This is a genomic window from Suilimivivens sp. (genome assembly GCF_037359455.1).
GTDB classification, from domain to species: Bacteria; Bacillota; Clostridia; order Lachnospirales; family Lachnospiraceae; genus Suilimivivens; species Suilimivivens aceti.
Genome location: NZ_JAXXXI010000044.1, coordinates 1 through 26511, shown reverse-complemented (window position 1 = coordinate 26511; position 26511 = coordinate 1). Strand labels below are relative to the sequence as shown.

29 protein-coding genes are annotated in these 26511 nt (G+C 45.4%); 28 read left to right on the top strand and 1 reads right to left on the bottom strand.

Annotation, left to right across the window (positions count from 1 at the left end; genetic code table 11):
* The first annotated feature begins 175 nt into the window (after positions 1 to 175).
* The 7 genes from rho (at position 176) to WJQ40_RS08920 (ending at position 6768) form a co-directional block, all read left to right on the top strand.
* Positions 176 to 1582, top strand: coding sequence for a transcription termination factor Rho (rho, locus tag WJQ40_RS08950; protein WP_337539433.1), 1407 nt, complete (start codon positions 176 to 178; stop codon positions 1580 to 1582).
* Positions 1583 to 1691: 109 nt separating this feature from the next.
* On the top strand, positions 1692 to 1898 hold the full coding sequence (gene rpmE / locus WJQ40_RS08945) for a 50S ribosomal protein L31 (RefSeq protein ID WP_118798151.1): 207 nt from the start codon (positions 1692 to 1694) through the stop codon (positions 1896 to 1898).
* Positions 1899 to 1964: 66 nt separating this feature from the next.
* Positions 1965 to 2963, top strand: coding sequence for a DUF1385 domain-containing protein (locus tag WJQ40_RS08940; protein WP_337405883.1), 999 nt, complete (start codon positions 1965 to 1967; stop codon positions 2961 to 2963).
* A 3-nt stretch (positions 2964 to 2966) separates the two neighbouring features.
* The gene (gene prmC, locus WJQ40_RS08935) at positions 2967 to 3806 is read left to right on the top strand and encodes a peptide chain release factor N(5)-glutamine methyltransferase (protein ID WP_118798153.1); all 840 of its coding nucleotides are present in this window, start codon (positions 2967 to 2969) and stop codon (positions 3804 to 3806) included.
* A gap of 2 nt (positions 3807 to 3808) precedes the next feature.
* Positions 3809 to 4888: a peptide chain release factor 1 gene (gene prfA / locus WJQ40_RS08930; protein ID WP_118798154.1), complete on the top strand. Its 1080-nt coding sequence runs from the start codon at positions 3809 to 3811 to the stop codon at positions 4886 to 4888.
* Positions 4889 to 5082: 194 nt separating this feature from the next.
* The gene (locus tag WJQ40_RS08925; protein WP_337539428.1) at positions 5083 to 6273 is read left to right on the top strand and encodes an iron-containing alcohol dehydrogenase; all 1191 of its coding nucleotides are present in this window, start codon (positions 5083 to 5085) and stop codon (positions 6271 to 6273) included.
* A gap of 24 nt (positions 6274 to 6297) precedes the next feature.
* Complete coding sequence (locus WJQ40_RS08920) at positions 6298 to 6768, top strand: gamma carbonic anhydrase family protein (protein ID WP_337539427.1); 471 nt, start codon at positions 6298 to 6300, stop codon at positions 6766 to 6768.
* Positions 6769 to 6850: 82 nt separating this feature from the next.
* On the opposite strand, the gene WJQ40_RS08915 is transcribed toward WJQ40_RS08920, so the two are convergent.
* Complete coding sequence (locus WJQ40_RS08915) at positions 6851 to 8005, bottom strand: FprA family A-type flavoprotein (RefSeq protein ID WP_337404522.1); 1155 nt, start codon at positions 8003 to 8005, stop codon at positions 6851 to 6853.
* A 150-nt stretch (positions 8006 to 8155) separates the two neighbouring features.
* Here WJQ40_RS08915 and WJQ40_RS08910 point away from each other — a divergent pair, with 150 nt between their 5' ends.
* The 21 genes from WJQ40_RS08910 (at position 8156) to purN (ending at position 26456) form a co-directional block, all read left to right on the top strand.
* Positions 8156 to 8512 carry a cupin domain-containing protein gene (locus WJQ40_RS08910; RefSeq protein ID WP_262574628.1) on the top strand — a complete coding sequence of 119 codons (357 nt, stop codon included), beginning with the start codon at positions 8156 to 8158 and terminating at the stop codon, positions 8510 to 8512.
* Between the two features lie 13 nt (positions 8513 to 8525).
* Positions 8526 to 9830 (top strand): ATP-binding protein, encoded by a 1305-nt coding sequence (locus WJQ40_RS08905; RefSeq protein WP_118798273.1) that lies wholly within the window; start codon positions 8526 to 8528, stop codon positions 9828 to 9830.
* Between the two features lie 28 nt (positions 9831 to 9858).
* Positions 9859 to 10266 carry a large conductance mechanosensitive channel protein MscL gene (gene mscL / locus WJQ40_RS08900; protein ID WP_262574629.1) on the top strand — a complete coding sequence of 136 codons (408 nt, stop codon included), beginning with the start codon at positions 9859 to 9861 and terminating at the stop codon, positions 10264 to 10266.
* Entirely contained in the window at positions 10259 to 11158 is a 900-nt protein-coding gene (locus tag WJQ40_RS08895) for an alpha/beta hydrolase (RefSeq protein WP_337539421.1), read from the top strand. Before mscL ends, WJQ40_RS08895 begins: the two co-directional genes overlap by 8 nt.
* Positions 11159 to 11177: 19 nt before the next feature.
* Complete coding sequence (locus WJQ40_RS08890) at positions 11178 to 11978, top strand: SDR family oxidoreductase (protein ID WP_262574632.1); 801 nt, start codon at positions 11178 to 11180, stop codon at positions 11976 to 11978.
* Between the two features lie 105 nt (positions 11979 to 12083).
* The gene (gene aspS / locus WJQ40_RS08885) at positions 12084 to 13850 is read left to right on the top strand and encodes an aspartate--tRNA ligase (RefSeq protein ID WP_118798162.1); all 1767 of its coding nucleotides are present in this window, start codon (positions 12084 to 12086) and stop codon (positions 13848 to 13850) included.
* Between the two features lie 3 nt (positions 13851 to 13853).
* Positions 13854 to 15230 carry an RsmF rRNA methyltransferase first C-terminal domain-containing protein gene (locus tag WJQ40_RS08880; protein ID WP_337539419.1) on the top strand — a complete coding sequence of 459 codons (1377 nt, stop codon included), beginning with the start codon at positions 13854 to 13856 and terminating at the stop codon, positions 15228 to 15230.
* Between the two features lie 23 nt (positions 15231 to 15253).
* Positions 15254 to 16303, top strand: a complete 1050-nt coding sequence (locus WJQ40_RS08875) for a tetratricopeptide repeat protein (RefSeq protein ID WP_337539418.1) — start codon at positions 15254 to 15256, stop codon at positions 16301 to 16303.
* Between the two features lie 164 nt (positions 16304 to 16467).
* Positions 16468 to 16731: an ATP cone domain-containing protein gene (locus WJQ40_RS08870; RefSeq protein ID WP_118798165.1), complete on the top strand. Its 264-nt coding sequence runs from the start codon at positions 16468 to 16470 to the stop codon at positions 16729 to 16731.
* Positions 16732 to 16733: 2 nt separating this feature from the next.
* Positions 16734 to 17669: an orotidine-5'-phosphate decarboxylase gene (pyrF, locus tag WJQ40_RS08865; protein WP_262574640.1), complete on the top strand. Its 936-nt coding sequence runs from the start codon at positions 16734 to 16736 to the stop codon at positions 17667 to 17669.
* A 59-nt stretch (positions 17670 to 17728) separates the two neighbouring features.
* Positions 17729 to 18295, top strand: a complete 567-nt coding sequence (locus WJQ40_RS08860) for a phosphatase PAP2 family protein (RefSeq protein WP_337539415.1) — start codon at positions 17729 to 17731, stop codon at positions 18293 to 18295.
* Positions 18296 to 18703, top strand: coding sequence for an ATP-binding protein (locus WJQ40_RS08855; RefSeq protein WP_337539412.1), 408 nt, complete (start codon positions 18296 to 18298; stop codon positions 18701 to 18703).
* Positions 18703 to 19191 (top strand): DNA-deoxyinosine glycosylase, encoded by a 489-nt coding sequence (locus WJQ40_RS08850; RefSeq protein ID WP_337539409.1) that lies wholly within the window; start codon positions 18703 to 18705, stop codon positions 19189 to 19191. The genes WJQ40_RS08855 and WJQ40_RS08850 overlap by 1 nt, the downstream gene beginning before the upstream one ends.
* Before the next feature lie 98 nt (positions 19192 to 19289).
* The gene (locus tag WJQ40_RS08845; RefSeq protein WP_337539406.1) at positions 19290 to 20033 is read left to right on the top strand and encodes a DUF6033 family protein; all 744 of its coding nucleotides are present in this window, start codon (positions 19290 to 19292) and stop codon (positions 20031 to 20033) included.
* 811 nt (positions 20034 to 20844) lie between these two features.
* Positions 20845 to 21522: an orotate phosphoribosyltransferase gene (gene pyrE, locus WJQ40_RS08840; protein WP_262574645.1), complete on the top strand. Its 678-nt coding sequence runs from the start codon at positions 20845 to 20847 to the stop codon at positions 21520 to 21522.
* Between the two features lie 27 nt (positions 21523 to 21549).
* Complete coding sequence (locus WJQ40_RS08835) at positions 21550 to 21702, top strand: hypothetical protein (protein ID WP_262574646.1); 153 nt, start codon at positions 21550 to 21552, stop codon at positions 21700 to 21702.
* 34 nt (positions 21703 to 21736) lie between these two features.
* Complete coding sequence (locus tag WJQ40_RS08830) at positions 21737 to 22105, top strand: DUF6142 family protein (protein WP_337539403.1); 369 nt, start codon at positions 21737 to 21739, stop codon at positions 22103 to 22105.
* The gene (locus WJQ40_RS08825) at positions 22105 to 24183 is read left to right on the top strand and encodes an aminopeptidase (RefSeq protein WP_337539400.1); all 2079 of its coding nucleotides are present in this window, start codon (positions 22105 to 22107) and stop codon (positions 24181 to 24183) included. Before WJQ40_RS08830 ends, WJQ40_RS08825 begins: the two co-directional genes overlap by 1 nt.
* Before the next feature lie 84 nt (positions 24184 to 24267).
* Positions 24268 to 24777, top strand: coding sequence for a 5-(carboxyamino)imidazole ribonucleotide mutase (purE, locus tag WJQ40_RS08820; protein ID WP_337539397.1), 510 nt, complete (start codon positions 24268 to 24270; stop codon positions 24775 to 24777).
* 33 nt (positions 24778 to 24810) lie between these two features.
* Positions 24811 to 25836 (top strand): phosphoribosylformylglycinamidine cyclo-ligase, encoded by a 1026-nt coding sequence (gene purM, locus WJQ40_RS08815; RefSeq protein ID WP_118798174.1) that lies wholly within the window; start codon positions 24811 to 24813, stop codon positions 25834 to 25836.
* Positions 25830 to 26456, top strand: coding sequence for a phosphoribosylglycinamide formyltransferase (purN, locus tag WJQ40_RS08810; RefSeq protein WP_262574652.1), 627 nt, complete (start codon positions 25830 to 25832; stop codon positions 26454 to 26456). Before purM ends, purN begins: the two co-directional genes overlap by 7 nt.
* The last annotated feature ends 55 nt before the right edge of the window (positions 26457 to 26511 follow it).

Genomic DNA, 26511 nt, shown 5'->3' with positions numbered 1-26511 from the left:
TAATATCCCCATAGAGTTCATTTAGAGACATTTCAAATGACAAGTCGAGATTTAAATCCCATTGAAGAAGATGATAGTGAAGGTTTGAGGAACGGTTTATTCACGATCAGGTGTATGAAAAAGCACAGAGACAATGAAACAACAGGACTGTAAGAAAAAGTGAATGGAGGAATTTATGAGAGAAAAATATGAATCTCTTGCGCTTGTGGATCTGAAGGCGATTGCAAAGGCAAGGGGCTTAAAGGGTACATCAACCATGAAGAAGAGCGAGATTATTGAGCTGATGCTTGCCGAGGATGAGAAGGACAAGACATCTGGTAAGGGTATGTATGCCAGAAGTGCAGAAAAGAAGGAACTGAGAGAAAGCAGCTATCGTCAGGAAGCAAGGGAAGAGAGCGAGAATAAGACAGACGAGAATAAGACAGACGATGAGGAAAAGTTCCCGGCTGAGCTTGACAGTGGGATCGCTGTCAATGGTATCCTTGAGGTAATGCCGGATGGATATGGATTTATCAGAAGTGATAATTATCTTCCGGGTGAAAGGGACGTTTATGTGGCTCCCAGTCAGATCAGACGGTTTGGCCTTAAAACGGGTGATATCCTGGAGGGCAATACCAGAGTTAAGACACAGGGAGAGAAGTTTGCAGCTCTGTTATATGTAAAGAGTATTAACGGTTATACACCGGAAGAGGCAGCAAAGAGACGCAATTTCGAAGATATGACGCCTATATTCCCAAATGAGAGACTGCACCTTGAGAAGCCGGGAGCCAGTGTGGCAATGAGGATCATGGATCTGATCAGCCCGGTTGGTAAGGGACAGCGTGGCATGATCGTATCCCCTCCGAAGGCAGGTAAGACAACCCTGTTAAAGGAAGTAGCCAAATCTGTTAAGAAAAATAATCCGGAGGTGCATCTGATCATTCTGCTGATCGATGAAAGACCTGAGGAAGTAACAGATATCAAGGAGGCTATCGAGGGACCAAATGTCGAGGTCATCTATTCAACCTTTGATGAGCTGCCTGAGCATCACAAGCGTGTATCAGAAATGGTGATCGAGAGAGGTAAGAGGCTGGTAGAGCATCAGAAGGACGTTATTATCCTGATCGACAGTATTACCAGACTGACACGTGCGTACAATCAGACAGTACCCCCGAGTGGACGTACCCTGTCAGGTGGTCTTGATCCGGCAGCTTTGCATATGCCAAAGAGATTCTTCGGTGCGGCGAGAAATATGAGAGAGGGCGGATCCCTCACTATTCTTGCAACCGCGCTGGTAGATACCGGAAGCAAAATGGATGATGTAGTATACGAGGAATTCAAGGGAACCGGTAATATGGAGCTGGTGCTTGACAGAAAGCTGTCTGAGAAAAGAGTATTCCCCGCTATTGATATTCCGAAGTCCGGAACCAGAAGAGAAGACCTTCTTCTCTCACAGGATGAACTGGAAGCGATCAATATTATCCGTAAGGCATTAAATGGTCTGAAGCCGGAAGAGGCTGTAGACAGGATCCTGGATCTTTTTGCCAAGACAAGGAATAATAATGAATTTGTCAATATGGTCAAAAAAATGAAGTGGATCTGAGAAAAAGGACTTGCATAGTATATTAACCTGTGTTACAATTAAAAAGCTGTTTCGGGAAAAACATGAGAACGTTAATTGTAATATAGTTAATAAATAGAGAGGTGAAAACATGAAAGAAGGAATTCATCCTGAGTACTATCAGGCAACCGTTACCTGCAACTGTGGAAACACATTTGTGACCGGATCAACCAAGAAGGATATTCACGTTGAAGTTTGTTCCAAGTGCCATTCATTCTACACTGGTCAGCAGAAGGCAGCCAGAGCTGATGGACGTATCGAGAAGTTCAACAAGAAATATGGTGTTGGAAACAATTAGGTTATGTACAATAAGGTTGAGGGTTACATCCTCAACCTTATTATTTTTATTACAGGAGTATCTTGCATGGGTAAAAAGAAAAAAACAACGCACTATTCCGGGATCGGCGGACAGGCTGTTCTGGAAGGCGTGATGATGAAAAATAAAGATGATTATGCAGTGGCTATCCGTAAGCCAAATGGTGAGATCGAAGTGGAAGTAGATGTGTACAGGGGTATCCTGCATGACAGTGCTTTGAAAAAGATCCCTTTTATCAGAGGCATTTTTAATTTTCTGGATTCCATGATCCTTGGAATGAAGACCATCAATTATTCAGCGTCCTTCTATGAGGACGAGGAAGCGGAGGAAACGAAGCTTGACAAGGCACTGAACAAGGTGTCAGGGGGACGGGCAGAGAAGATCCTGATGGGAGTGACAACGGTGGCTTCCATTGTGATTGCGATTGCTGTATTTATGCTGCTTCCCTATTTTCTGTCAACGCTGCTTGTACAGTATATCAGAAATGATTCCCTGCTTGCGATCATAGAAGGAATCATCAGGATACTGATCTTTGTGATCTATATTGTCGCAATCAGTCTGATGAAGGATATTCACAGACTGTACCAGTATCATGGGGCAGAGCATAAGTGCATCAACTGTGTGGAGAACGGAAGACCTCTGACTATCCACAATGTAATGAGAAGCTCCAGGATCCACAAACGCTGTGGGACGAGCTTTATGTTTCTTGTAGTTTTTGTGAGCATCATCCTGTTCTTTTTTATCAGGGTACAGAATCCTGCTCTCCGTGTAGTACTGCGAATTGCACTGGTACCTGTGATCGCGGGTATTTCCTATGAGATCATCCGGCTGGCGGGCAGAAGTGACAATATTTTCGTAAAGATCATTTCTGCGCCCGGTATGTGGCTGCAGAAACTGACGACCAAGGAGCCTGACAGAGAAATGGCAGAGGTTGCCATCAGATCTGTGGAGGCGGTATTTGACTGGAAATCATATCTGAAAGATGAGTTCGGATATGAAGTGGATGATTCCTGGCTTCAGGATGAGCCGGGAGAGGAAGAAGAATGATCCATGAATTACCGGAAGCTTTATGAAACAGGAAAAGACAGACTGGAGAAGGCTGGCATACAGGAAGCAGCGCTTGATGCGAGGCTTCTGCTGGAGGAGGTCTGTAGGACAGACCGGAATACGCTGCTGGTGCATGGAGACAGAGCGGTAACAGAGGAAGAAGAAACACAGTTTCGTATTTTCATAGAAAGAAGAAGCACACATGAGCCACTGCAGCAGATTACAGGCTGGCAGGAGTTTATGGGACTGCGTTTTTCTGTTACGGAGGATGTACTGGTGCCAAGACAGGATACAGAAACTCTTGTAGAAGAAGTGATGAGGTATCTCAGGGATGGCATGGAGATCCTGGATGTGTGTACAGGCAGTGGATGTATTCTTTTAAGTCTCCTGCGGTATTCTAATGGCTGCAGGGGTGTTGGCTGTGATATTTCGGAAAAAGCACTTGCTGTTGCAGGGCAAAATGCAAAAGAGCTTGGAATATCTGCGCAGTTTATCCAGAGTGATCTGTTTGAAAGCATAGAAGGAAGGTTTGAATATATTGTATCCAATCCACCATACATCCGAAAGGATATGATTCCGACTCTGATGGAAGAGGTGAGGGATCATGAGCCGCTGATCGCACTGGATGGCGGCGAAGACGGTCTTGACTTTTACCGGAAGATTACCAGGGAAGCGACAGAACATCTTTATTCCGGAGGCATGCTTTTCTTTGAGATCGGTTACGATCAGGGAGAAGCAGTAAAGCTGCTGATGGAAGAGGAAGGATACGAAGAGGTGACTGTCAGTCAGGATCTTGCCGGACTTGACAGAGTGGTGTATGGAACATTTAACGGGAGGAAATAGTCATGTTTGATAAATTAGACGATCTGCTTGCCAGATATGAGGAGATCATGAATGAGCTGAATGAGCCTACGGTGACAAACAATCAGGATCGCTTCCGTAAGCTGATGAAGGAACAGAGTGATCTGACACCGATCGTAGAGGCATATAAGGAATATAAGAAATGTAAGCAGGATGAGGAGGATTCCCTGGCATTACTCGATTCTGAGTCCGATGAGGATATGAAGGAGATGCTGAAGGAGGAGCTTTCGGCAGCCAAGAAAAGAATCGAGGAGCTGGAAAAGGAACTGAAGATCCTTCTGCTTCCCAAGGATCCCAATGATGATAAGAATGTTATCATGGAAATCCGTGCCGGCGCCGGCGGAGATGAAGCTGCCCTGTTTGCAGCGGAAATGTACCGGCTTTATGTCCATTATGCAGAGAGCCAGCGATGGAAGACAGAGCTTTTGAATGTAGATGAGATCGGAATCGGTGGCATGAAGGAAGTCAGCTTCACAATTACCGGACAGGGTGCATATTCCAAGCTGAAATATGAAAGCGGTGTACACCGTGTACAGCGTGTGCCTGAGACAGAATCTGGCGGACGTATCCATACCTCCACAGTCAGCGTGGCAGTTATGCCGGAGGTAGATGATGATATTGATATTGTTATTGATGATAAGGATATCAGGATCGACGTGATGAGAGCATCTGGAAACGGTGGGCAATGTGTTAATACCACAGACTCTGCAGTGCGTCTGACCCATTATCCCACAGGTATTGTAGTTTACAGTCAGACCGAGAAATCCCAGCTGCAGAATAAGGCCAAGGCATTTGCTCTGTTGAAAGCTAAACTGTATGATCTGGAGCAGCAGCAGCGTCATGACGCAGAAGCAGAAATGAGAAGAAGCCAGATCGGTACCGGAGACCGTTCTGAGAAGATCAGAACCTACAACTTCCCACAGGGAAGAGTAACCGACCACCGGATTGGCCTGACACTGTATAAACTTGACAAAATAATGAATGGAGATATCGGAGAAATCATAGACGGGTGCATTTTGGCAGATCAGACAGCGAAACTCGCCCGGATGAATCAGGAAGGATAAGAAATGTTCCCCATCAGTGTTTGATGATGGGGAATTTTATCATAAAGAAAAGGGTGTTTATGGAAATAAGACAGGGATATTCATATCATATCAAGGATGTTTTTTGATAAAAAGCGGAATATTTAATATTTTGATTTTTCCAAACTTATTTTATAATAGGCATATACGGGTATAGAAAAAGGAGGACACAGAATATGGCAAACAGTTTTGAGTATTTTTCACCCACACGTGTTATTTTTGGAAAGGAAACAGAGAAGCAGACAGGAAAACTGATCCGGGAATACGGGGGATCCAGAGTCCTTGTTCTGTATGGAGGAAAGAGTGCGGTTCGCTCAGGTCTTCTTGACCTGGTAAAGGAATCCCTGAAGGAAGAGGAGCTTTATTTCCAGGAGCTTGGTGGAATTGTTCCAAATCCTCATCTGGACAAGGTATATGAGGGTATTGAGATCGGTAAAAATGAGGGTATTGATTTCCTGCTGGCCGTTGGCGGCGGAAGTGTTATTGATACAGCTAAGGCGATCGCTTATGGACTTGGCGAGCCGGAAAAGGATGTCTGGGAATTATATGAGCATACAAGAAAAGCCAGAAAGTGCCTGCCGGTTGCCAGTGTACTGACAATCGCCGCAGCAGGAAGTGAAACTTCAAGGAGCAGTGTGATCACCAATGAGAAGACACTGGAAAAGAGAGCTTATGATGATAACCTGGCAAGACCTAAGTTTGCGATTATGAATCCGGAATTTACCAAAACCCTGCCGGATTACCAGACGGAATCCGGATGTACCGATATTATGATGCATACCATGGAACGTTATTTTACCAATGGTGGCAATATGGAGATCACAGATGCCCTGGCAGAAGGTCTTCTTCGTACCGTAATGGAAAATGCAAAAATTCTGCATACCGAGCCGGATAACTATGATGCCCGTGCGGAGATTATGTGGGCTGGAAGCCTGGCACATAATGACCTGACAGGCTGTGGCAATGACGGTGGTGACTTTATGTCCCATAAGTTGGAGCATGAACTGGGTGGTATGTTTGATGTGACTCATGGCGCCGGACTGGCAGCCATCTGGCCAAGCTGGGCGAGATATGTTTATAAGTATTGCCTGCCCCGATTTGTGAAATATGCAAAGAATGTAATGGGCGTTACGGCAGGTGGCAGTGATGAAGAAACAGCACTTCTTGGTATAAAAGCCATGGAGGAGTTTTATCACAGTATTGGCATGCCGGTTAATTTAAAAGAGCTGGGCATCCACCCGACAGAGGAACAGATCCGGGAAATGGCAGAGGGATGCCTGAAAGCAAGCGGAAGTTCTACAGGTTCTGCAAAGAAGCTGGATCTGCAGGATATGATCCGAATCTATCAGATGGCAAACAAAGCATAAAACAATAACAGAAAGCGTGAAAAAATGGCATATTATGTGGCTGATGAAGCAGTAGTCAAAGGTAAAGTGACGATCGGGGAGGAAGCAGGGATCTGGTATCATGCAACGATACGGGCAGATTCTGATCAGATTACGATTGGCAGCAGAACCAATGTACAGGACAATGCTGTGATCCATACCTCCCGGAACTATCCGGTCAGCATTGGAAACGGAGTGACGATCGGCCACAGTGCCATTGTCCATGGATGCACGGTTGGAAATAATACACTTGTTGGAATGGGAGCTATTATTCTGAATGGGGCAGTGATCGGAGATAACTGCATCATTGGTGCCGGGGCACTGGTCACCCAGAACAGTAACATACCTGACGGCAGTCTTGCCTTTGGCAACCCGGCAAAGATCATACGGAAGCTGACGGAAGAGGAAATTGCCGATAATAAGGGAAATGCTGACAGGTATGTACAGGCTGCCAGAGCGCAGCTGCCACAGAAGTGAAAGAAGAGAATACCATGAGGATATCAGTATAAGATGGCTGTGTTTTCTGATCTGTTCAGAGATGCACAGCCATCTTTTTATTCTATTCAGCCAGTTCCTCGGCTAAAGCTTCGATCTTCTTCATGGTATCTTCATTGACTGCAGAACGGATCGTCACCGTATTTTCGACAAAGGTCAGATTCTTGCAGTCCTTCAGAACCTCCATCATGCCCTTCGCAGCAGTGGGAGCCCAGCATCCATTTTCTATAAAGGCAATGGTGCGGTTCTGATAATTATGCTCCTTTAAGAGACGGAGGAAATTGTCCATATAAGGGAAGATGCCGGCATTGTAGGTGATGGAAGCCAGAACCAGCTTATCATAGCGGAAGGCATTTTCAAGGCAGAAGGAAAGGTCTGTTCTTGCAAGATCCATCAGGACAACATTTTTGCAGCCCTTTTTCTCAAGAATATCGGCAAGAAGCTCAGCAGCTTTTCTCGTGTTGCCGTAAACAGAGGCATAGGCGATGGTGATGCCCTTTTCCTCCGGCTGGTAGGAAGACCAGGTATTATATAAGGATAAATAGCAGGCAAGGTTTTCAGAAAGTACAGGACCATGAAGCGGACAGATCTTCTGGATGGTCAGCCCGGAAGCCTTTTTCAGAAGATTCTGTACCTGCATGCCAAAACGGCCTACAATACCAAAGTAATAGCGGCGGGCACCATCTGTCCAGGCTTCCTCTTCATCAAGGGCACCGAATTTACCAAAGCCATCTGCAGAGAACAGAATCTGATCGCAGGCATCATAGGTCACCATGACTTCTGGCCAGTGAACCATGGGAGCTGCCACAAAGGTAAGCTCATGCCTGCCAAGACCTAAGGTATCTCCTTCCTTGATCACCATACGGTTTGTGTTAAAATCACTGCCAAAGAACTGCTTCATCATGGTGAAGGCCGGCGCAGAGGAAACCACACAGGTATCCGGATAGGCTTCCATGAAAATAGCAATGCCTGCAGAGTGATCAGGCTCCATGTGCTGGATGACCAGATAATCAGGCTTTCTGCCGGAAAGTACAGAAGAGAGCTTTAACAGCCATTCTTCTGTAAAGCCAGCATCTACGGTATCCATGACGGCAATCTTTTCATCCATGATAACATAGGAATTGTAGGACATGCCGTGAGGAACCGGATATTGCCCCTCGAAGAGATCGATTCTGTGGTCATTCACACCAATATAAAAAATATCATCTGAAATGTACATAATAAAAGTCCTTTCTGTCAGTAGTATGCTCCAGGGAAAGTATAACATCTGATGGCTTTTCTGAAAAGATTTTTTGACTTTTCAGAAGCTGAATAATAGAGTAAAATATATCAGTAAGCAGGACAGGACTGCAATTAATGAAGGAAAGGTATGGACAACAGGATGAAAAGTGTAGATCAGAAGGAATTTTTAGGCGGACAGGGAACGGTCCATTTTGACCATATACTGGAGGCAGACGAAATGCACGGCATGAACCGTGTATATGCAAAGGTGACACTGCAGAAGGGATGCTCCGTAGGTTATCATGTGCATCAGGGAGACGGGGAAGACTATTATGTGCTTAAAGGCACCGCAACCATAGATGACAACCATGAAAGAACTCTGACCTTAAAGCCGGGAGAGCATTATTTTACCCCCTCCGGCAAGGGACACAGCCTGACCAATCTGGAGGAGGATGAGCTTCAGGTCATGGCGCTGATCATCTATGACCATGAAAAACAGGATTAGACAGGAGAAAAATATGTATCAGGAAGTTTCACAGTTATTAATGTATGGAGATCTGGACAGGGAGGGGATACTGTATCAGCTTGGAGAGCTGTTTGGACGTTATGAGAAGGGCGTCTATGACCGGATGGAGCTTGTGAGGGATATCAATACCCAGGTAAAGCACATCCTGAAGGTGGCAACAGACTATGGCTTTGACGATAACCTCTGGCACAATTATCTGACTTTTTTTCTGATGATGAGCGAGAATCCTTTCAGTCTTACCTGTGAAAAGGTGGGGGCCAATGAAGGAACTGTCAACGAGCTGGTTGAAAATGATTTCCGTATTTTCAGGGCTCTTTTTGACTATGATTTCGATCCCATTGAAAGGGATCTTGGGATACAGTGCTTTTCCAGGCTTTCCCACTATCAGGCAGTACATAAGAAGGAGTTGATGTACAACAAAAATGTCAGTGAAAAGGTACGTTCCCTAAGCAGGAAGCTGGAGCAGACCAGTGATGAGAAGGAATTTTTCGATGTGATCACCGGCTTTTATAAGGATTATGGAGTTGGCATGTTTGGTCTGAACAAGGCATTCCGTATTGAGGAAAAGCCGCAGGGCGGTATTCTTTTCCGTCCGATCAACAATATGGATACGGTCATGCTTTCTGATCTTGTGGGCTATGAGATCCAGAAAAAGAAGCTTGTGGAGAATACCGAAGCCTTTGTAAAGGGAAAAAGAGCCAACAATGTGCTGCTCTTTGGTGACAGCGGTACCGGCAAGTCTACCAGTATCAAAGCGATCGTCAATCAGTATTATGATGACGGCCTTCGCATGATCGAGATTTACAAGCACCAGTTCCAGTATCTTTCTACGGTGATCGCAGATATCAAGAACCGAAACTATAAGTTTATCATTTATATGGATGACCTTTCCTTTGAGGAATTTGAAATTGAGTACAAATATCTGAAGGCTGTGATTGAGGGCGGTGTGGAAACAAGACCGGACAATATCCTGATCTATGCGACATCCAACAGGCGCCATCTGATCAAGGAAAATTGGAATGACAGAAATGACCAGGATAACAATAATGACAAGCATCATTCTGATACTGTAGAAGAAAAGCTGTCACTGGTAAACCGCTTCGGTGTGACTATCAGCTATGAAAAGCCGAATCAGAAGGAGTATTTCAATATCGTGGTCAATCTGGCAAAACGTGCCGGCATCACCATGTCTGAAGAAGAGCTGACGAGGGAAGCCAACAAGTGGGAGCTGAGCCATGGCGGCATTTCCGGCAGAACAGCCCAGCAGTTTGTTGATTATCTGCAGAGCACCCAGTAAAGCGGCGGATAAGGAGAAGAGGTACAGAATGAAAAGGTTTTTGAAGGAATTTAAAGAGTTTGCCTTAAGAGGCAATGTGATGGATATGGCAGTTGGTATTATCATTGGTGGTGCATTCTCCGGAATTGTAACTTCCCTGACAGATAATTTTATCAATCCTATCCTGAATGAACTTACGGGAAATGCTGTGTATACGAAAACAGAGGTTCTTGGATTTGTATCAGCCTTTCTTTCTTCTGTTGTGAATTTTATCATCATGGCATTTATTCTGTTCTGTCTGGTGAAAGCTATCAATAAACTGATGAGCTTTGGAAAGAAAAAGGAAGAGCCGGCAGCACCGACGACAAAGCTCTGTCCTTACTGTAAGAGCGAGATTCCCATTGATGCGACAAAATGTGCACACTGCACATCTATACTGGAGGAAAAACATGATTAGTGAAGTAGTAAGAGATATCAGGATAAACTGGAAGATCAGTGATGACAAAAGAGATGAGGGCCTGACAACACCGGAGGATATCATAAGATTTGATAATATTTCCTATGGACCATACGGAGATGCCAATCTGCTCGATATTTATCATCAGAAAAAGGTAACGAAGCCACAGAAGACGATCATCAGTATCCATGGAGGCGGCTGGGTTTATGGAAGCAAGGAGCAGTATCAGTTCTACGGCATGCGCCTTGCACAGCGTGGATTTACCTTTGTCAATTTCAACTACAGACTGGCTCCTGAGTATAAATACCCGACGGCTCTTGAGGACATCAACCAGGTATTCCTTTTTATCAGGGATCATGCAGAGGAATATGCTATTGATACCAATAATATTTTTGTGGTGGGGGATTCTGCCGGGGCACAGCTTGCTACCCAGTATCTGATCATCTGTACCAATCCGGAATATGCGAAGCACTTTACCTTTATCCCATCAGGTATAAAGGTACGGGCAGTGGGACTGAACTGCGGCGTTTATGATACCAGTGATCCGGAGCATACAAGTCCGAATGATGTTTTTCTGGAATATACGGGTAAAGAGATACTGGAAGATACAGAAAAAGCCAGAAACATGAGAGAGGAACTGAATACCCTGAAATACATGACAGGGGATTTCCCACCGGCATTTGTGACCAGTGCTGTTCATGATTATATTCTGAAAAATGCGCAGCCCATGTATGAAAAGCTGCAGTCTCTTGGGATTGACAGTGAAGTTCATATTTATGGAAGCAAGGAAAAAGAAGAAGTAGGTCATGTCTTTCATGTGAACTGCCGTCTGCCGGAAGCAGATCAGTGCAATGATGAGGAATGTGCTTTCTTTAACAGATATGTAGTATAGGGAAAAGGGGGATTTCGGAATGCGGAAGCTGCAGAGAAAGAAATACGTTGTGATCACAGGGGCAAGCTCCGGGATCGGTATGGAGTTTGCCAGAAGATTTGCAAGAAAAGGGTACCCACTGGTATTGATCGCCAGAAGGGAAGAGAGGCTGAGAAGTCTTGCCGGTGAGCTTCGGACAGATTGTGAGATTATTGTGGCAGATCTGTCCAGGGAGGAGGAATGCTACCGGGTATTCTATGAACTGAAGGAAAAGCCGGTGGCTTTCCTTATCAATAATGCAGGCTTTGGTGACTGCGGCCTGTTTGAGGAAACAAGACTCCAGAAGGATCTTGATATGATCCGGGTCAATGTGAAGGCGGTTCATATCCTGATGAAGCTGATGCTGCAGAAGATGGAAAAGGAGCATCACGGGTATATCCTGAATGTGGCTTCAAGCGCAGGTCTGATGCCGGGGGGACCTTATATGGCGACCTATTACGCCTCCAAGGCCTATGTAACCAGCCTTACAAGAGCGGTTGCAGAGGAGCTTTCAGAGAAAAAGAGCCGGGTTTACGTGGGATGTCTCTGTCCCGGACCTGTAAATACGGAGTTCAACGAAAGAGCCAATGTGAAATTCGCACTGCCGGGGATCAGCGCAGAAAAATGTGTGGACTATGCGCTGAAGCAGATGGAAAGGAGACAGGTAGTGATCGTGCCCACTCATCTGATGCAGACAGCCATGACACTTGGCAGATTTCTTCCGGTGCCTGTGTATGTAAAGATCGCAGCCTATCAGCAGAAAAAGAAATTTCGGGAGGAGAGATCCTGTGAAAGCAGGTGAAAGATATACAGAAAAAAGAAACGGTTGCATGGGAGCACTTGCACACCGATACTAAAAAATGTATAATACTGTGCAGATATTGATTAAAAACAAAAGGAGCTTGTTATGATACAGTCAAGAACACATAACTGCGGCCAGCTCAGAATCTCAGAAGTAGGAGAAAAGGTAACACTGGTCGGATTTTATGACAATATGCGTAAGGTCAGCAGGAATCTGGGATTTCTGATCCTGCGTGATTTTTATGGAGTAACCCAGATCGTCATCGAGACAGAGGAAATGATGGCGAAGTTAAATGGAGTCAATAATGAATCAACTCTTTCTATCACCGGTATAGTGAGAGAACGTTCAAGCAAGAATGCTTCCCTTCCTACCGGAGAAATTGAAGTAGTACCGGAAGAGATCAAGGTTCTTGGTAAATGTATTTATAATGAACTTCCTTTCGAGATCAACCGCTCTAAGGAAGCTGATGAGGCAACCAGACTGAAATACAGATATCTGGATCTGAGAAATCCGGAAGTAAAGAGCAGGATCGTTTTAAGAAGCAAGATCGTTTCTGAACTGAGAAGCAGAATGACAGAGCATGATTTTCTGGAGATCACAACACCGATCCTGACCTGTTCTTCTCCGGAGGGTGCAAGAGACTATCTGGTACCGTCCAGAAACCATCCAGGCAAGTTTTATGCACTGCCTCAGGCACCGCAGCAGTTCAAGCAGCTTCTGATGACCTCAGGATTTGACAGATATTTCCAGATCGCACCCTGCTTCCGTGATGAGGATGCAAGAGCAGACAGATCTCCCGGAGAGTTCTATCAGCTTGATATGGAAATGGCGTTTGCAACCCAGGAAGATGTTTTCTCTGTCATCGAAGATGTACTGCCTCCTGTTTTCGCCAAATATGGAACTTATAAGACAGCTTCCAAAGCACCGTTTAAGAGAATTTCCTATAAGGATGCCATGGAAAGGTATGGCTCGGACAAGCCAGATCTCAGGATTGATCTTGAACTGCAGGATGTTACAGATGTGATGGCAGACTGTGGATTTGGACCTTTTGAAGGACAGAAGATCAAGGCAATCGTAGTAGATGATTTTACAGCCACCAGAAAGGTGATCGACAAGATCTGTGCGGATGTGGAAGTACAGAGTGGAAATAAAGCATACTGGTTTAAGGTGGATGAGAGCGGAGAGCTGGCAGGCGGTATTGCCAAATTCCTGCAGGATCGGAAGGAAAAGGTGATGGAAGCCCTTTCCTTAAAACCTGGTGACTTTGTAGGACTTACTGCAGGTAAGCTTCTGGATGCCCAGAAGACAGCCGGAGTCCTTCGTAAATTCCTCGGCATCGCCAGTGAGAAGCACAGAAAGACAGACTGCTATGAATTCTGCTGGATTGTGGATTTTCCGATGTATGAGATCGGTGAAGAGAGTGGAGAGCTGGAATTCTGCCATAATCCCTTCTCTATGCCTCAGGGCGGCATGGAAGCGCTGATGACCAAGGATCCGCTGGATATTTACGCATACCAGTATGACCTTGTCTGCAATGGTGTGGAGCTTTCTTCCGGTGCAGTCAGAAATCATGATCCGGAGATCATGGTGAAGGCATTCCAGATTGTGGGACTGGATGAGGAGCATGTAAAGGCCAAATTCCCTGCCATGTACAATGCATTCTGCTACGGAGCACCTCCGCATGCCGGAATCGCACCCGGTGTAGACCGTATGGTAATGCTGATCGCAGGAGAAGAGAGTATCCGTGAGATCATTCCATTCCCGATGAACAAGACAGCACAGGATGTTATGATGGGTGCACCTTCCGAAGTAGATGAAAAACAGCTTAGGGATGTGCATATCAAGATCGATATTCCTGAAAAAGAGGTATAATCTATGCTGCCAGAGGCATTTACAGACCGGATGCAGGAAATGCTTTCGGCAGAAGAATATCAGGCATTTCTGAAAAGCTATGGAGAACCAAAAAAACAGGCGCTGCGGCTAAACCCCCTGAAGGGGGATAGCGGGCGCTTTTTGGAGTTATGCCCCTTTTCCCTGACAAGGGTTCCATGGGAAGAAAATGGTTACTATTTTGACAGCGAAGACAGACCTGGTAAACATCCTTTCCATGAGGCAGGAGTTTATTATATCCAGGAGGCAAGTGCCATGGCACCGGTACCGTTTCTTGCAGCAAAGCCGGGGGAGAGGATCCTGGATCTGTGTGCGGCGCCTGGTGGTAAGAGTACCCAGATCGCAGCAGCAATGCAGGGCGAAGGAATTCTGGTCTGCAATGAATACAACAGAAAGCGTGCAGAGATCCTTGCTGAGAACATAGAGCGGATGGGTGTGGCAAATGCCATTGTAGTAAACCATGATTCGGCGCAGTTGTCAGAGCTGTTCCCTGGATATTTTGACAGGATCCTTGTAGATGCACCATGCTCAGGAGAAGGGATGTTCCGGAAGAATGAAGAAGCAGTGACGGAATGGAGTCCTGAAAATGTGGAGCTTTGTGCAGAGAGACAGGATGAGATCCTGGATCAGGCGGCCATCATGCTTCATGACGGAGGAAGGCTTGTATATTCTACCTGTACCTTTGCACCGGCAGAGGATGAGGGCAGTGTACAGCGTTTCCTTGACAGACATCCGGAATTTTCCCTGCTTTCCGTAAAAGTGCCGGAGGGCATGGAGCCAGGCAGAAAAGAATGGGCAGAAGGCGGCAGTGATGAGCTTTCAAAAACGATAAGACTCTGGCCGCACAAGCTTATGGGAGAAGGACATTTTCTTGCTGTCCTCCAAAAAGAAGGGTATAATGAAAAAGAAGAGCGTCCTTCCCGGTATGGATATGCCACTCCTGCAAGGGAGAAGGATTATGAAGCATATCTGGCCTTTCAGAAGGAACATCTTCGCAGAAACAGAGAGGGAATCCCGGTATTGTTTGGGGATCAGCTTTATCTGCTCCCGAAAGGGGCACCGGCACTTAAGGGGCTTCGGGTTCTCCGGGCAGGACTGCATCTGGGAACACTGAAGAAGAACCGGTTCGAACCGGGACATGCACTGGCACTTTCCCTGAAGAAGGATGAATTTGAACCGGTCTTTGATCTTACAGTTGGAGAAGGACTTGCAGAAAAGTATCTGCGGGGAGAAACCTTTGAGACGAAAGGAGCACCTTCCTGGAATCTGATCACGATAGAAGGCTACAGCCTCGGATTTGGGAAAAATGCAAACGGGATCATGAAGAATCATTATCCCAAGGGGCTTCGCAAAAACTGGTAAATATGTTTGAAATAGGGGGATAAATGAAAAAAAGCATACGATTTCTGACAGCAGTCCTCCCCGTTATGCTTATGCTTTCGGGCTGCGGACTGCAGGATAAGAATGAAAATATAAAAGCCGGCATGACAGCCATAGAAGCACTAGACTATGACGGCGCGCTTGAAAGCTTTGCTGCGGCAAGAGAAGCGGGCGAGGATGAAAGGCTTCTTGTAAGAGGCGAAGGGATCGCCTATATGGGGAAGACGGAATATGAGGCTGCAATAAACTCCTTTGTGACAGCACTTTCCTTAAGTGATGGCAGAGTTGGCAGTATGGATTATGATATGAACTATTATCTGGCCACTGCCTACTATAAGCAGGGAATGGCAGAGGAAGCTCTTGGAGTGTATAATGCGATCATTGCCATGAAACCGGAGGAGAGGGACGCTTATTACCTCAGAGGTGTGATTGAGACAGAAACAGGAAAAACTGATGCAGCTCTTGCTGACTTTGACAGAACGATCTCTTTAAATGAAAGGGATTATGACAGACTGATCGATATTTATTGTGTATTGAACACGAACGGATATGGAGAGTCCGGAAAGACTTACCTTCAGAATGCAATGGAAAGCGGTACCAGATATATGACCAACTTTGAAAAGGGAAGGATCAGCTATTATCTGGAGGACTATGAGAATGCCAGAACCTACCTTGACAAGGCGAAGGAAGAGGAAGGCAGTGATGCGGTGCTGTTCCTTGGGAAGACGCATGAGGTTCTTGGTGATTATAACTATGCGGTCAGTGTTTATAATACCTTCCTGACAGAAAGCGGCGAGCAGAGTCCGGAGATCCTGAACCAGATGGGGCTGTGCAAGCTGCAGATGAAGGATTATGAAGGTGCTCTTACGGCTTTTCAGCAGGCCATGAACATTGAAGATAATGGCATGATGCAGACACTGAAGATGAACGAAATTGTGGCATATGAAAGGCTTTTGCAGTATAAACAGGCGGCCACCCTTATGAGCAGTTATTTGAAGTCTTACCCGGATGACGAGACAGCCAAAAGGGAATATGAATTTCTGAAAACCCGATAATTGACAGAATACAATATCTTTGAGAGACTATTTTCGTACACCCAATATCTTGTGTATCCTGTTGACTTTTTACAGGTGCGATGATACACTTTTTCTATCAGGACAGGCAGGAAGAATGAACGTATTTTCCTGCAAAAGATATCAAAAAACGGGGTGTAGCAGCAATGATCCAGGTAATTCAGAGAGATGGGGAAATAACAGATTTTACGCTGACAAAGATCAGTGATGCGATTATGAGGGCTTTTCTGGCAACTGACAGAAGAGATGGACATGATGAAGCAGATCTTCTGGCACTCAGGGTAACAGCAGATTTCCAGGAGCGGATTACAGAGGAAGGGGTTCTGGCATCAGATATCCAGGAAAGTGTAAGAAGAGTACTTTTGCAGGCTGGTTATGAGGAAGCAGCCAGAGCATATATAGGAGGATGACAATGATCAATAAACTGATAGCAAAAATTAAAGAAACCGGGGCTCCTATTGTGGTAGGACTGGATCCCATGATGAAGTATATCCCTGAGCAGATTAAGAAAAAGGCTTTTGCAGAATATGGGGAAACACTGGAAGGCGCCGCAGAAGCAGTATTCCAGTATAATAAAGAGATCGTAGACCATATTTACGATCTGGTTCCGGCTGTAAAGCCACAGATCGCCATGTATGAACAGTTTGGAATCCCGGGACTTGTGGCTTTCAAAAGGACAGTAGATTACTGTAAGGAAAAGGGACTGGTTGTGATCGGAGATGTGAAGAGAGGCGATATCGGCTCCACGTCAGAAGCCTATGCAGTAGGACATCTAGGGAAGGTACAGGTAGGCAGTCATTCCTATTATGGATTTGATGAGGATTTTGCAACAGTCAATCCCTATCTTGGATCAGATGGTATCAAGCCTTTTATCAAAGTATGTCAGGAAGAAAAGAAAGGCCTTTTCATTCTGGTCAAGACGTCTAATCCAAGCAGTGGAGAGTTTCAGGACAGAAAGCTTGCAGATGCAGATAACAGGCCGCTATATGAGATCGTTGGAGAGCAGGTAGCCAGATGGGGAGAAGAGCATATGGGAGATGACTACAGCTATATCGGGGCAGTCGTCGGAGCAACTTACCCTGAAATGGGGAAGACTCTGCGGAAGATCATGCCTAAGAGCTATATCCTTGTGCCAGGTTATGGAGCACAGGGAGGAAAAGGGGCTGATCTGGTGCACTTCTTTAATGAGGACGGTCTTGGGGCGATTATTAATTCCTCAAGAGGTATCATTGCGGCTTATCAGCAGGAAAAGTATGAAGCATATGGGGAAGCAAACTTTGCGGAAGCTTCCAGAAAAGCTGTCGAAGATATGAAGGCAGATATTGAACAGGCATTAAATAACAGATAAAGAAAGGGGAACCGTCGGTTCCCTTTTTTGACAGTGCAGGAAAATTCATGGAGATGCGTATGACATATTTTGGATGGGAAATGGAACTTTTGCGCGTGATACAGGAGCTTCATACACAGCTTTTGACACCTGTGCTGGTTTTCCTTTCATGGATTAATAATCATGGAGAATTCTGGATCCTGACAGGTCTGATCCTGACGATTATACCCAAAACGAGAAAGTGCGGAATTTCTGTATTATTGGCTATGCTCTTTGGAACACTGATCACAGATCTGACCTTAAAGGGAATCTGCGCGAGACCAAGACCTTATTATTATACGGAATATATGGACGGGAATCATATCAGACTGCTGATAGAAATGAAGGAAAGGGAGCTGTTGCGTTCATTTCCTTCCGGTCATAGTGTGTGCAGCTTTGCAGCGGCGGTATCCATCCTTTTTTATTACAGAAAAGCGGGGATCGCAGCATTGATACTTGCCTTTTTGGTTGCTTTTTCCAGGCTCTATCTGTTTGTACATTTTCCTACAGATGTACTTGCAGGAATCTGTATCGGAACATTGTGTGCGGTTTTTTCCTGTATGCTGACAGGCAGATTGTATGCAGGAAGGAAAGGAACAAAACAGTAGATGAAAGAATTAACAGTGGAGGCTATAGTTGAGCAGATAGAAACTGTGACGGAATTTGCCAATGCAGAGCTGGAAAAACTGGATTGTCCTATGAAGGCACGGATACAGCTTGATATTGCTATTGATGAAATAGTAAGTAATATTGCCTATTATGCCTATGGGGAAAAAACGGGAACGGTTACAGTAAGGATAGAGGCACTTCAGGAAGAAAATGGCGTACAGCTGATGTTTCTGGATAGCGGATTCCCCTATGACCCGCTGAAAAGGCAGGATCCGGATATTTCTGCAGAGATCGAAGAGCGGAAAGAGGGCGGACTTGGAATCTTTCTTGTCCGTAAAACAATGGATGACATGAAATATGAATATAAAGATGGTCAGAACTGTCTGACGATCAGAAAGAGTTTTTGATGGAATACCAGCACATACGACATGAATTTGATCCGGTATTTGACCGGAACAGTGAAATATTGATCCTGGGAACGCTGCCCTCTGTGAAATCACGGGAGCAGCGCTTTTATTATGGGCACAAGCAGAACAGATTCTGGAAAGTGATAGCAACGCTTTATGGAGAAGCGGTTCCTGTTACCATAGAGGAAAAGAAGAAAATCCTGCTGAGACATCATATAGCTCTTTTTGATGTGATCGCTGAATGTGATATTGCAGGGTCAAGTGACAGCACGATCAGAAATGTTGTCCCAACGGATCTGTCTGTAATCCTGAAACAGGCACCGGTCAGGAAGATCTTTGCAAACGGAAATAAGGCCTATGACCTGTACATGAAATATTCGTATGAAAAAACAGGAATGGAGGCGGGCAGGCTTCCCTCTACCAGTCCGGCGAATGCAGCATATCAGATGGAAAGACTGCTTCAGAGCTGGAAAGTGATCCTGGGGTGATGGTTAAAGTCAGGGATATTTCTGACGATATACATAATAGAAACCTGGAAACGAGCCGGAACGGATTCTGGCGCAAGACAATCACGGAGGAGATCATAATGAGCAATACAGTATCAGGCTATGGAGCAGCTACAGAAGCTGCAGCAGCTGCAGCGGATTATACCAGTACAGCGGCGGAGAAAAAAGAGGTCAGTGGAAAGACCATTGGAAATCCAAAGCTCAGTGAAAAAGCAGCCAGGTATTATGAGCAGCTTAAGAAAAAGTTTTCTAACATGGATTTCATTCTTGTCAGTGAGGATCAGAAGGAGGCAGCTAAGGCACAGGCAGCAAGCTATGCCAATGCCAGTAGGATGGTTGTTCTGATCGATGAAGCCAAGATCGAGCGTATGGCAGAGGATGAAGCCTACAGAAAGCAGTATGAAGGCGTGATCAGCGGAGCAGGCAGTAAGCTGTTACAGATGAAGAGTTCCCTGACAGCTTCCGGTGCACAGGTCAAAGGCTATGGCATGCAGGTGAATGACGGTGGACTGACAAGCTTCTTTGCAGTGCTGAAGAAGTCTTCGGCAGATCAGAAGACAAGGATCGATAAGCAGAAGGAGAAAACAAAGTCAGAGAAGAAGGCTGCAGAAAAGAAAGCAGAAAAGAAGCAAAAGGAAGAAAAGCTGAAGGAAAGCAGAACAGATAAAGCATCAGGGGATGAGGAAGAAACAGTTATGATCTCGGCATCCAGTCTTGAAGAACTGCTGCAGAAGATCGATGATTATTCGCAGAATGAAAGAATGTATTCCATGCAGTCCGAGGAAGAGAAACAGATCGGACAGCATATTGATTTCAGAGGATAATGACAAAGGAATGGCTGGTGTGAATCATTTTTCGCCTTTTCCGTCTGCTACCCTGATCTGACTTGCAACAGCTATAGTAGATTTACCTCTTTTTTGTTTGAACATCTGTTCCCTTTATGTTATACTGTTATTGTGTAATTGAAAAGAAAGTAGGATGTGATTTTCCGATTATTAGATGCCCTCTAGTTTACAAAGGAGGGTGATGCCCTATGGACACGCTTGAAGTTTTAACCTTAGTGCTAGTAATTTTTGCGGCTCTGTCATATATAGACGATCATAATAAAAAGAAATAGCATCCCTACCCTGAGAAAGTAAGATGCTATTTCAATACATTTTATACTACTGAGGGCAAATCGGAATCACATCCGATTCACTTTCTAAGTAGATTATACAATGGGGTGCTTGAGAAATCAAGTACCCTTTTTAATTTAACTATCCTGTTTCTTTGCGTTCCTTGCCCTCTGCCTTTTCAGAAATTCTATTTGTGATGATCCATATTTTCCCTTTGAGATATCATAAGTACCCATTACATATAAATCATCTGGATATTTCAACGCTTCTTCATTTGTCTTTTTATCTTCATCATCCAGATTTCCCCAGCCCTTAATGAGCTTGAATGAGATGATTTGTTAGTTGAAAAAACAAGCATGAAATGATATACTGGACAAGTATATCTATGCTTGACTTTTTGGTTTGCTAAACAAATCAGAAAGGATTGATATACATGGGTAAATCATTAAATGGCAAAGAGCCAGGAAAGGGCATAAGCCAGCGTAAGGAAGATGGCTTAAAATAAGGAGAAAATAATAAGATGGAACAGTACAAGCAGGAATTCATTGAGTTTATGATAGACAGCCAGGTTTTGAAATTTGGCGACTTTACTTTGAAGAGCGGACGGAAATCCCCCTTTTTTATGAACGCAGGGGCTTATGTGACAGGTACCCAGCTCAGAAGGCTTGGTGAGTATTATGCGAAGGCGATCCATGACCACTATGGACTTGACTTTGACGTCCTCTTTGGACCTGCCTATAAGGGAATCCCGCTTTCCGTAGCAACAACTATGGCGATCAGTGAATTATATGGAAAGGATGTCCGCTATTGTTCCAACAGAAAGGAAGTCAAGGATCACGGTGACACTGGAATCCTTCTTGGCAGCAAGCTGAAGGACGGGGACAGAGTCGTTATCATCGAGGATGTGACAACCTCCGGCAAGTCTATTGAAGAGACCTTCCCGATCATTAAGGCACAGGCCGATGTGGAGATCAAGGGACTGATGGTATCCTTAAACCGTATGGAAAAGGGTCAGGGAGAAAAGAGTGCCCTCTGTGAGATCAAGGAGAAATACGGATTTGATGCCAACGCTATCGTAACGATGGCAGATGTGGTAGAATATCTCTATCAGAAGGAATACAAGGGAACTGTTTATATTGATGAGGAACGTAAGAAACAGATTGATGATTATTATGCTGTTTATGGAGCAAAGCAGTAAACTGATGTAGAAAGGCGAGGACTTAGCATGGAAGAAAAAACGTATAAGATTATGAGTGGCAGCGGAGCTACAAGTATTGCTGTTGGAGTAGTTACACTGGTAACCGGACTTGTCTGCGGCATCCTGATGATTGTAAGCGGAGCAAAGCTCCTTCTTGGAAAATCCAAAATATTATTTTAACAAGAGAGGGCATTCCTGATGGCAGGAATGCCTTTTGTCGCAGGACACCCATGAGGAACTGATGCTGCAGAAAGGAACACATATGGGATTTCGAGGTTACATTTTTACAAATAAAAAACACCCGGAAAAGGGGATCATGTCCTTTATCCTGGGGATCCTTTCCCTTGGAACCTATATCATGGCAGTTTATCTGTCCTATCAGGGAAAAGGGGTATCATCGGCAAGATATGGGGCGGCTGGTGTTCTGGCCAGTGTTTTCATGACAGTCGGACTGATCCTTGGGATCATGTCCTTACGTGAAAAGGAAACCTTTAAACTGTTTCCGGTACTTGGCATGATTGTCAATGTACTTGCCTTTTTTGCGTTGAGTTTAATTCTATATGCAGGAGCGTATGTGAGTTGATGGAAGAGAGATTTTTGCTGGCGAAGACCAGAATTTATGAAATTGCAGAAGGAAAAGATATGTCGGCAGATATGCCGGAGGTATTTGCAGATTATTTCCGGAAGGTGGCAGAGTTTCTGAAGCTGGTACTGGAGCATGAGAACTTTGTGGAAGAGGGAGGCCTGCAAAAGGCAGAGCTTTCCGAACTGCAGAGAAGAAATCACAGCCTGTATGAGGATATCCTGCCGGCACATTATGAGGAAAGCTATGGAAATCCAGCATACTGTGTGAAGAGACTGGGAGAAGAGTATGGCAGGCTGCTTTCCTTTTTGTATGCGGAGATGCGAAGTCTGATCCCCTTCTGCCATGAACGGCAGGAGGAAGAAATCCTGATCAGGCTGGAGCTTTTTTTGCAGGTATACAGTGCTTTTGAGGGAAGCCTGCTGGAGGAAGAGAAGCTTCCATCCTACGAGTCTGTCCGGGAGGATATTTACTATTTCGTCAGTGATTATACCAGAGATTCCTTCAGGAAAAAGTTAGAGGGCATGTTCCTTCCGGAACAGGATTTTGCTTGGAAAATACTACGGGAAAACAGCCTTGATACACCGGCATACCTGTACGCTTTTGGAGAATATATTACAGAAAATGAGTTAAGGACATGGGAGCATCTGAAGGAGCTGCCGCAGGAAACAATAGATCTGATGGCAGATACCTATACAGAGGGGTACCGGATCGGTTTCCTGATGGGAAACAAGGATATCGGTAAGAAAAAGATCGTAAATATCAGATACACGCTTGGCTTTGAAAGAATGATCCTGAAGGCTATCAGGAATTTTGAGGCCATGGGACTTGAGCCTGTGATCTACAGGGCACCGGCAAGTCTTCTGATGGGGAAGAGCCTGAACCGGAATGGCTATTTTGGGGCGATCCCCAATAAGCAGTATGATTTTGATCATAAGGATGATATCGGGCTGTTTCTGGACAAGCGTCTTGTACAGATCAGACTGGAGGCATGGCAGGAATGCTTTGAAGAGTTTAAGGAGCAGGCCGGTTATTTTGGAGGACCTGCAGTGGTAGAGGTTTTCGGGGAAGCACCGGAGGATCTGAAAGAAAAGGAAGAAGCGGTACACTTATCAGAAAGCCAGCAGAAGCTTACTGTAGAGTATATGACACAGGCCGGTGAAATTCAGAACCGTTATATTAAGGGAGAAGAAAGAAGCTTTACCATCATTGCTTTCCCGACACCGGAGATCGGTGAGAACTATCCGGAGATCTTCGATGAGGTGATCCGGATCAATACCCTGAATTATCAGAAATATCAGAAGATCCAGCAGAAGATCATAGATACCCTTGACCTTGGAAAATATGTGATCGTAAAGGGCAGAGGAGAGAACAGGACAGGCATGAAGATCATGCTGCACCATCTGACAGATACAGCACATCAGACGAACTTTGAAAACTGTGTGGCAGATGTGAATATTCCGGTGGGGGAGGTATTTACTTCTCCTGTACTGACCGGTACTGAAGGAATACTTCATGTGACGAGAGTTTTTTTAAACGGACTGGAATTCAGGGATCTTTCCCTGCAGTTTGAAGATGGAAAGGTAAAGGATTATACCTGCAGCAATTTTGAGGAAGAAGAAAAGAACAGGAAATATATCCGGGACAATATTCTGTTCCATCATGATATGCTGCCAATCGGAGAATTTGCTATTGGCACCAATACCACAGCTTATGTGGTGGCCAGAAAGTATCAGATCGAAGATAAGCTGCCGATTTTGATCGCAGAAAAGACAGGACCGCATTTTGCAGTGGGAGATACCTGCTATTCCCATGCGGAGGATGTTGCTGTTTATAACCCGGACGGAAAAGAGATCATTGCCAGAGATAACGAGTGCTCGCTCCTTCGCAGGACGGAGCCGGAGAAAGCCTATTTTAACTGCCATACGGATATCACGATCCCTTTTGATGAACTGGGAGAGATCAGTGTGGTAACGGAAGAGGAACAGGTGATTACAGTGATCGAAGACGGAATGTTTGTGCTGCCCGGCTGTGAAGAATTGAATGAGCCATTGCTTGTTTCCCTTAAGAAACAATAAATTGTTATATTTGGAGTTGCAATCAAGAAGTTGGATATAGTATGATGTAAATGTTCGGGACTACGCAAACAGGAGGAGAGAATTATGCCAAAGGTAGGAATCGTCATGGGCAGTGACTCAGATCTTAAGGTGATGAGCGGTGCTGCAGCGATGCTGAAGGAACTGGGAATTGATTATGAGATGAGAATTATTTCCGCACACAGAGAGCCGGATCTTCTGATCGAATGGACCAGATCGGCGAAGGAGCGCGGATTAAAGGTGATCATTGCAGGAGCAGGAATGGCAGCAGCACTGCCTGGAATGTGCGCAGCACTCTTTTCCCTGCCTGTTATAGGGGTTCCTCTTTCCGGGAAGAAGCTGGATGGCATGGATGCAGTGTTCTCCATTATGCAGATGCCGCCCGGAGTTCCTGTTGCAACAGTTGCCATTGACGGGGCAAAGAATGCAGCAATCCTTGCAGCAAAGATGCTGGCAACCGGCGATGACAAGCTGCTGGCAAGGTTGGAAGCTTACACGGAGAATCTGAAGGAGCAGGTAGAGGCAAAGGATCAAAAGCTGCAGCAGATTGGATATGAGAATTACCTGAATCAGTAAGAATACGATAAGCAAAGAGAAAAGGAGAAAGAAATGGACTATAAGACGGCCGGTGTGGATATTGAAGCAGGTTATGAATCTGTGGAGTTAATGAAGAAGTATGTGAAAGAGACTATGAGACCAGAGGTTCTTGGCGGGATCGGTGGTTTCTCAGGAGCATTTTCCTTAAAGAACATTAAGGACATGGAGGATCCGGTGCTGCTGTCCGGAACAGACGGCTGTGGGACGAAGGTGAAGCTGGCATTTTTGATGGATAAGCATGATACGATCGGTATTGATGCGGTAGCCATGTGTGTCAATGATGTAGCCTGTGCCGGTGGAGAGTCTTTATTTTTCCTTGATTATATTGCCTGTGGCAAGAACTATCCGGAGAAGATCGCAACGATCGTAAAGGGTGTTGCAGAGGGCTGTAAGCAGGCAGGGGCAGCCCTTGTCGGAGGAGAGACAGCAGAGCACCCAGGACTGATGCCGGAGGATGAATATGATCTTGCAGGCTTTGCAGTTGGCGTGGTGGACAGAAAGGATCTGATCACCGGAGAACATATCAAGGATGGCGATATGCTGGTCGGTATTGCTTCCTCAGGCGTTCACAGCAATGGATTTTCCCTGGTACGTAAGGTGTTCGAGATGACGAAGGAATCTCTTGATACTTATTATGTTGAACTTGGAACAACACTTGGCGAGGCACTGATCGCTCCGACCAAGATTTATGTAAAGACATTACAGGCCATTAAGAAAGCCGGTGTGACCGTTAAGGGCTGCAGTCATATTACCGGCGGCGGCTTTTATGAAAATATTCCCCGTATGCTTCCGGAAGGGGTGCGTGCAGTGGTAGAGAAGGACAGCTATCCGGTTCTTCCTATCTTTAAACTGCTGCAGAAAACAGGAAACATTGCAGAGAAAATGATGTATAATACATTTAATATGGGACTTGGCATGGTACTTGCCATTGATCCGGCAGATAAGGATAAGGTTCTTTCCGCTATTGAAGCAGCCGGTGAAAAGGGCTATGTGGTAGGAAAGGTCATTGCCGGTGAGAAGGGTGTAGATTTATGCTGAGAGTAGGAATCCTTGCCGCAGGCGGTGGTACCAATCTGCAGGCCATCATTGATGCAGTGGAGAGTGGGAAGATCACTGATGTGGAGCTTTCCTTTGTACTGAGCAACAAGCCTGGTGTCAGGGCACTGGAGCGTGCAAGGGCGCATGGGATCAAGGATATTGTTGTAGACATGAAGTCCTTTGCAGACAGGGAAGACTTTAATCAGAAGCTGAGCGAAACGATCGATGCGGAGAACCCGGATCTGATCGTACTGGCAGGCATGATGATCATGATGCCTGCAGAGCTTGTAAGGAAATATCATAACAGGATCATCAATGTACATCCAGCACTGATCCCGGCCTTCTGTGGAAAGGGATTTTATGGACTGAAGCCTCACGAGGCAGTGCTTAAGAGCGGTGTCAAGGTGACAGGTGCTACGGTTCATTTTGTGGATGAGGTTTATGACCATGGTGCCATCATCATGCAGAAGGCTGTGTATGTACAGAACGGTGATACACCGGAGGTACTGCAGCACAGGGTAATGGAAGAGGCAGAGTGGCAGATCCTTCCAAGGACAATTGATCTGATCGCACATGGCAGGGTGACCGTAAAAGACGGAATTGCCATTGTAGAAGAATAAAATGATGTCGGGGTCAAAAGCCCCCGACTTTGATACCTACGGATTGCTTCGTGCT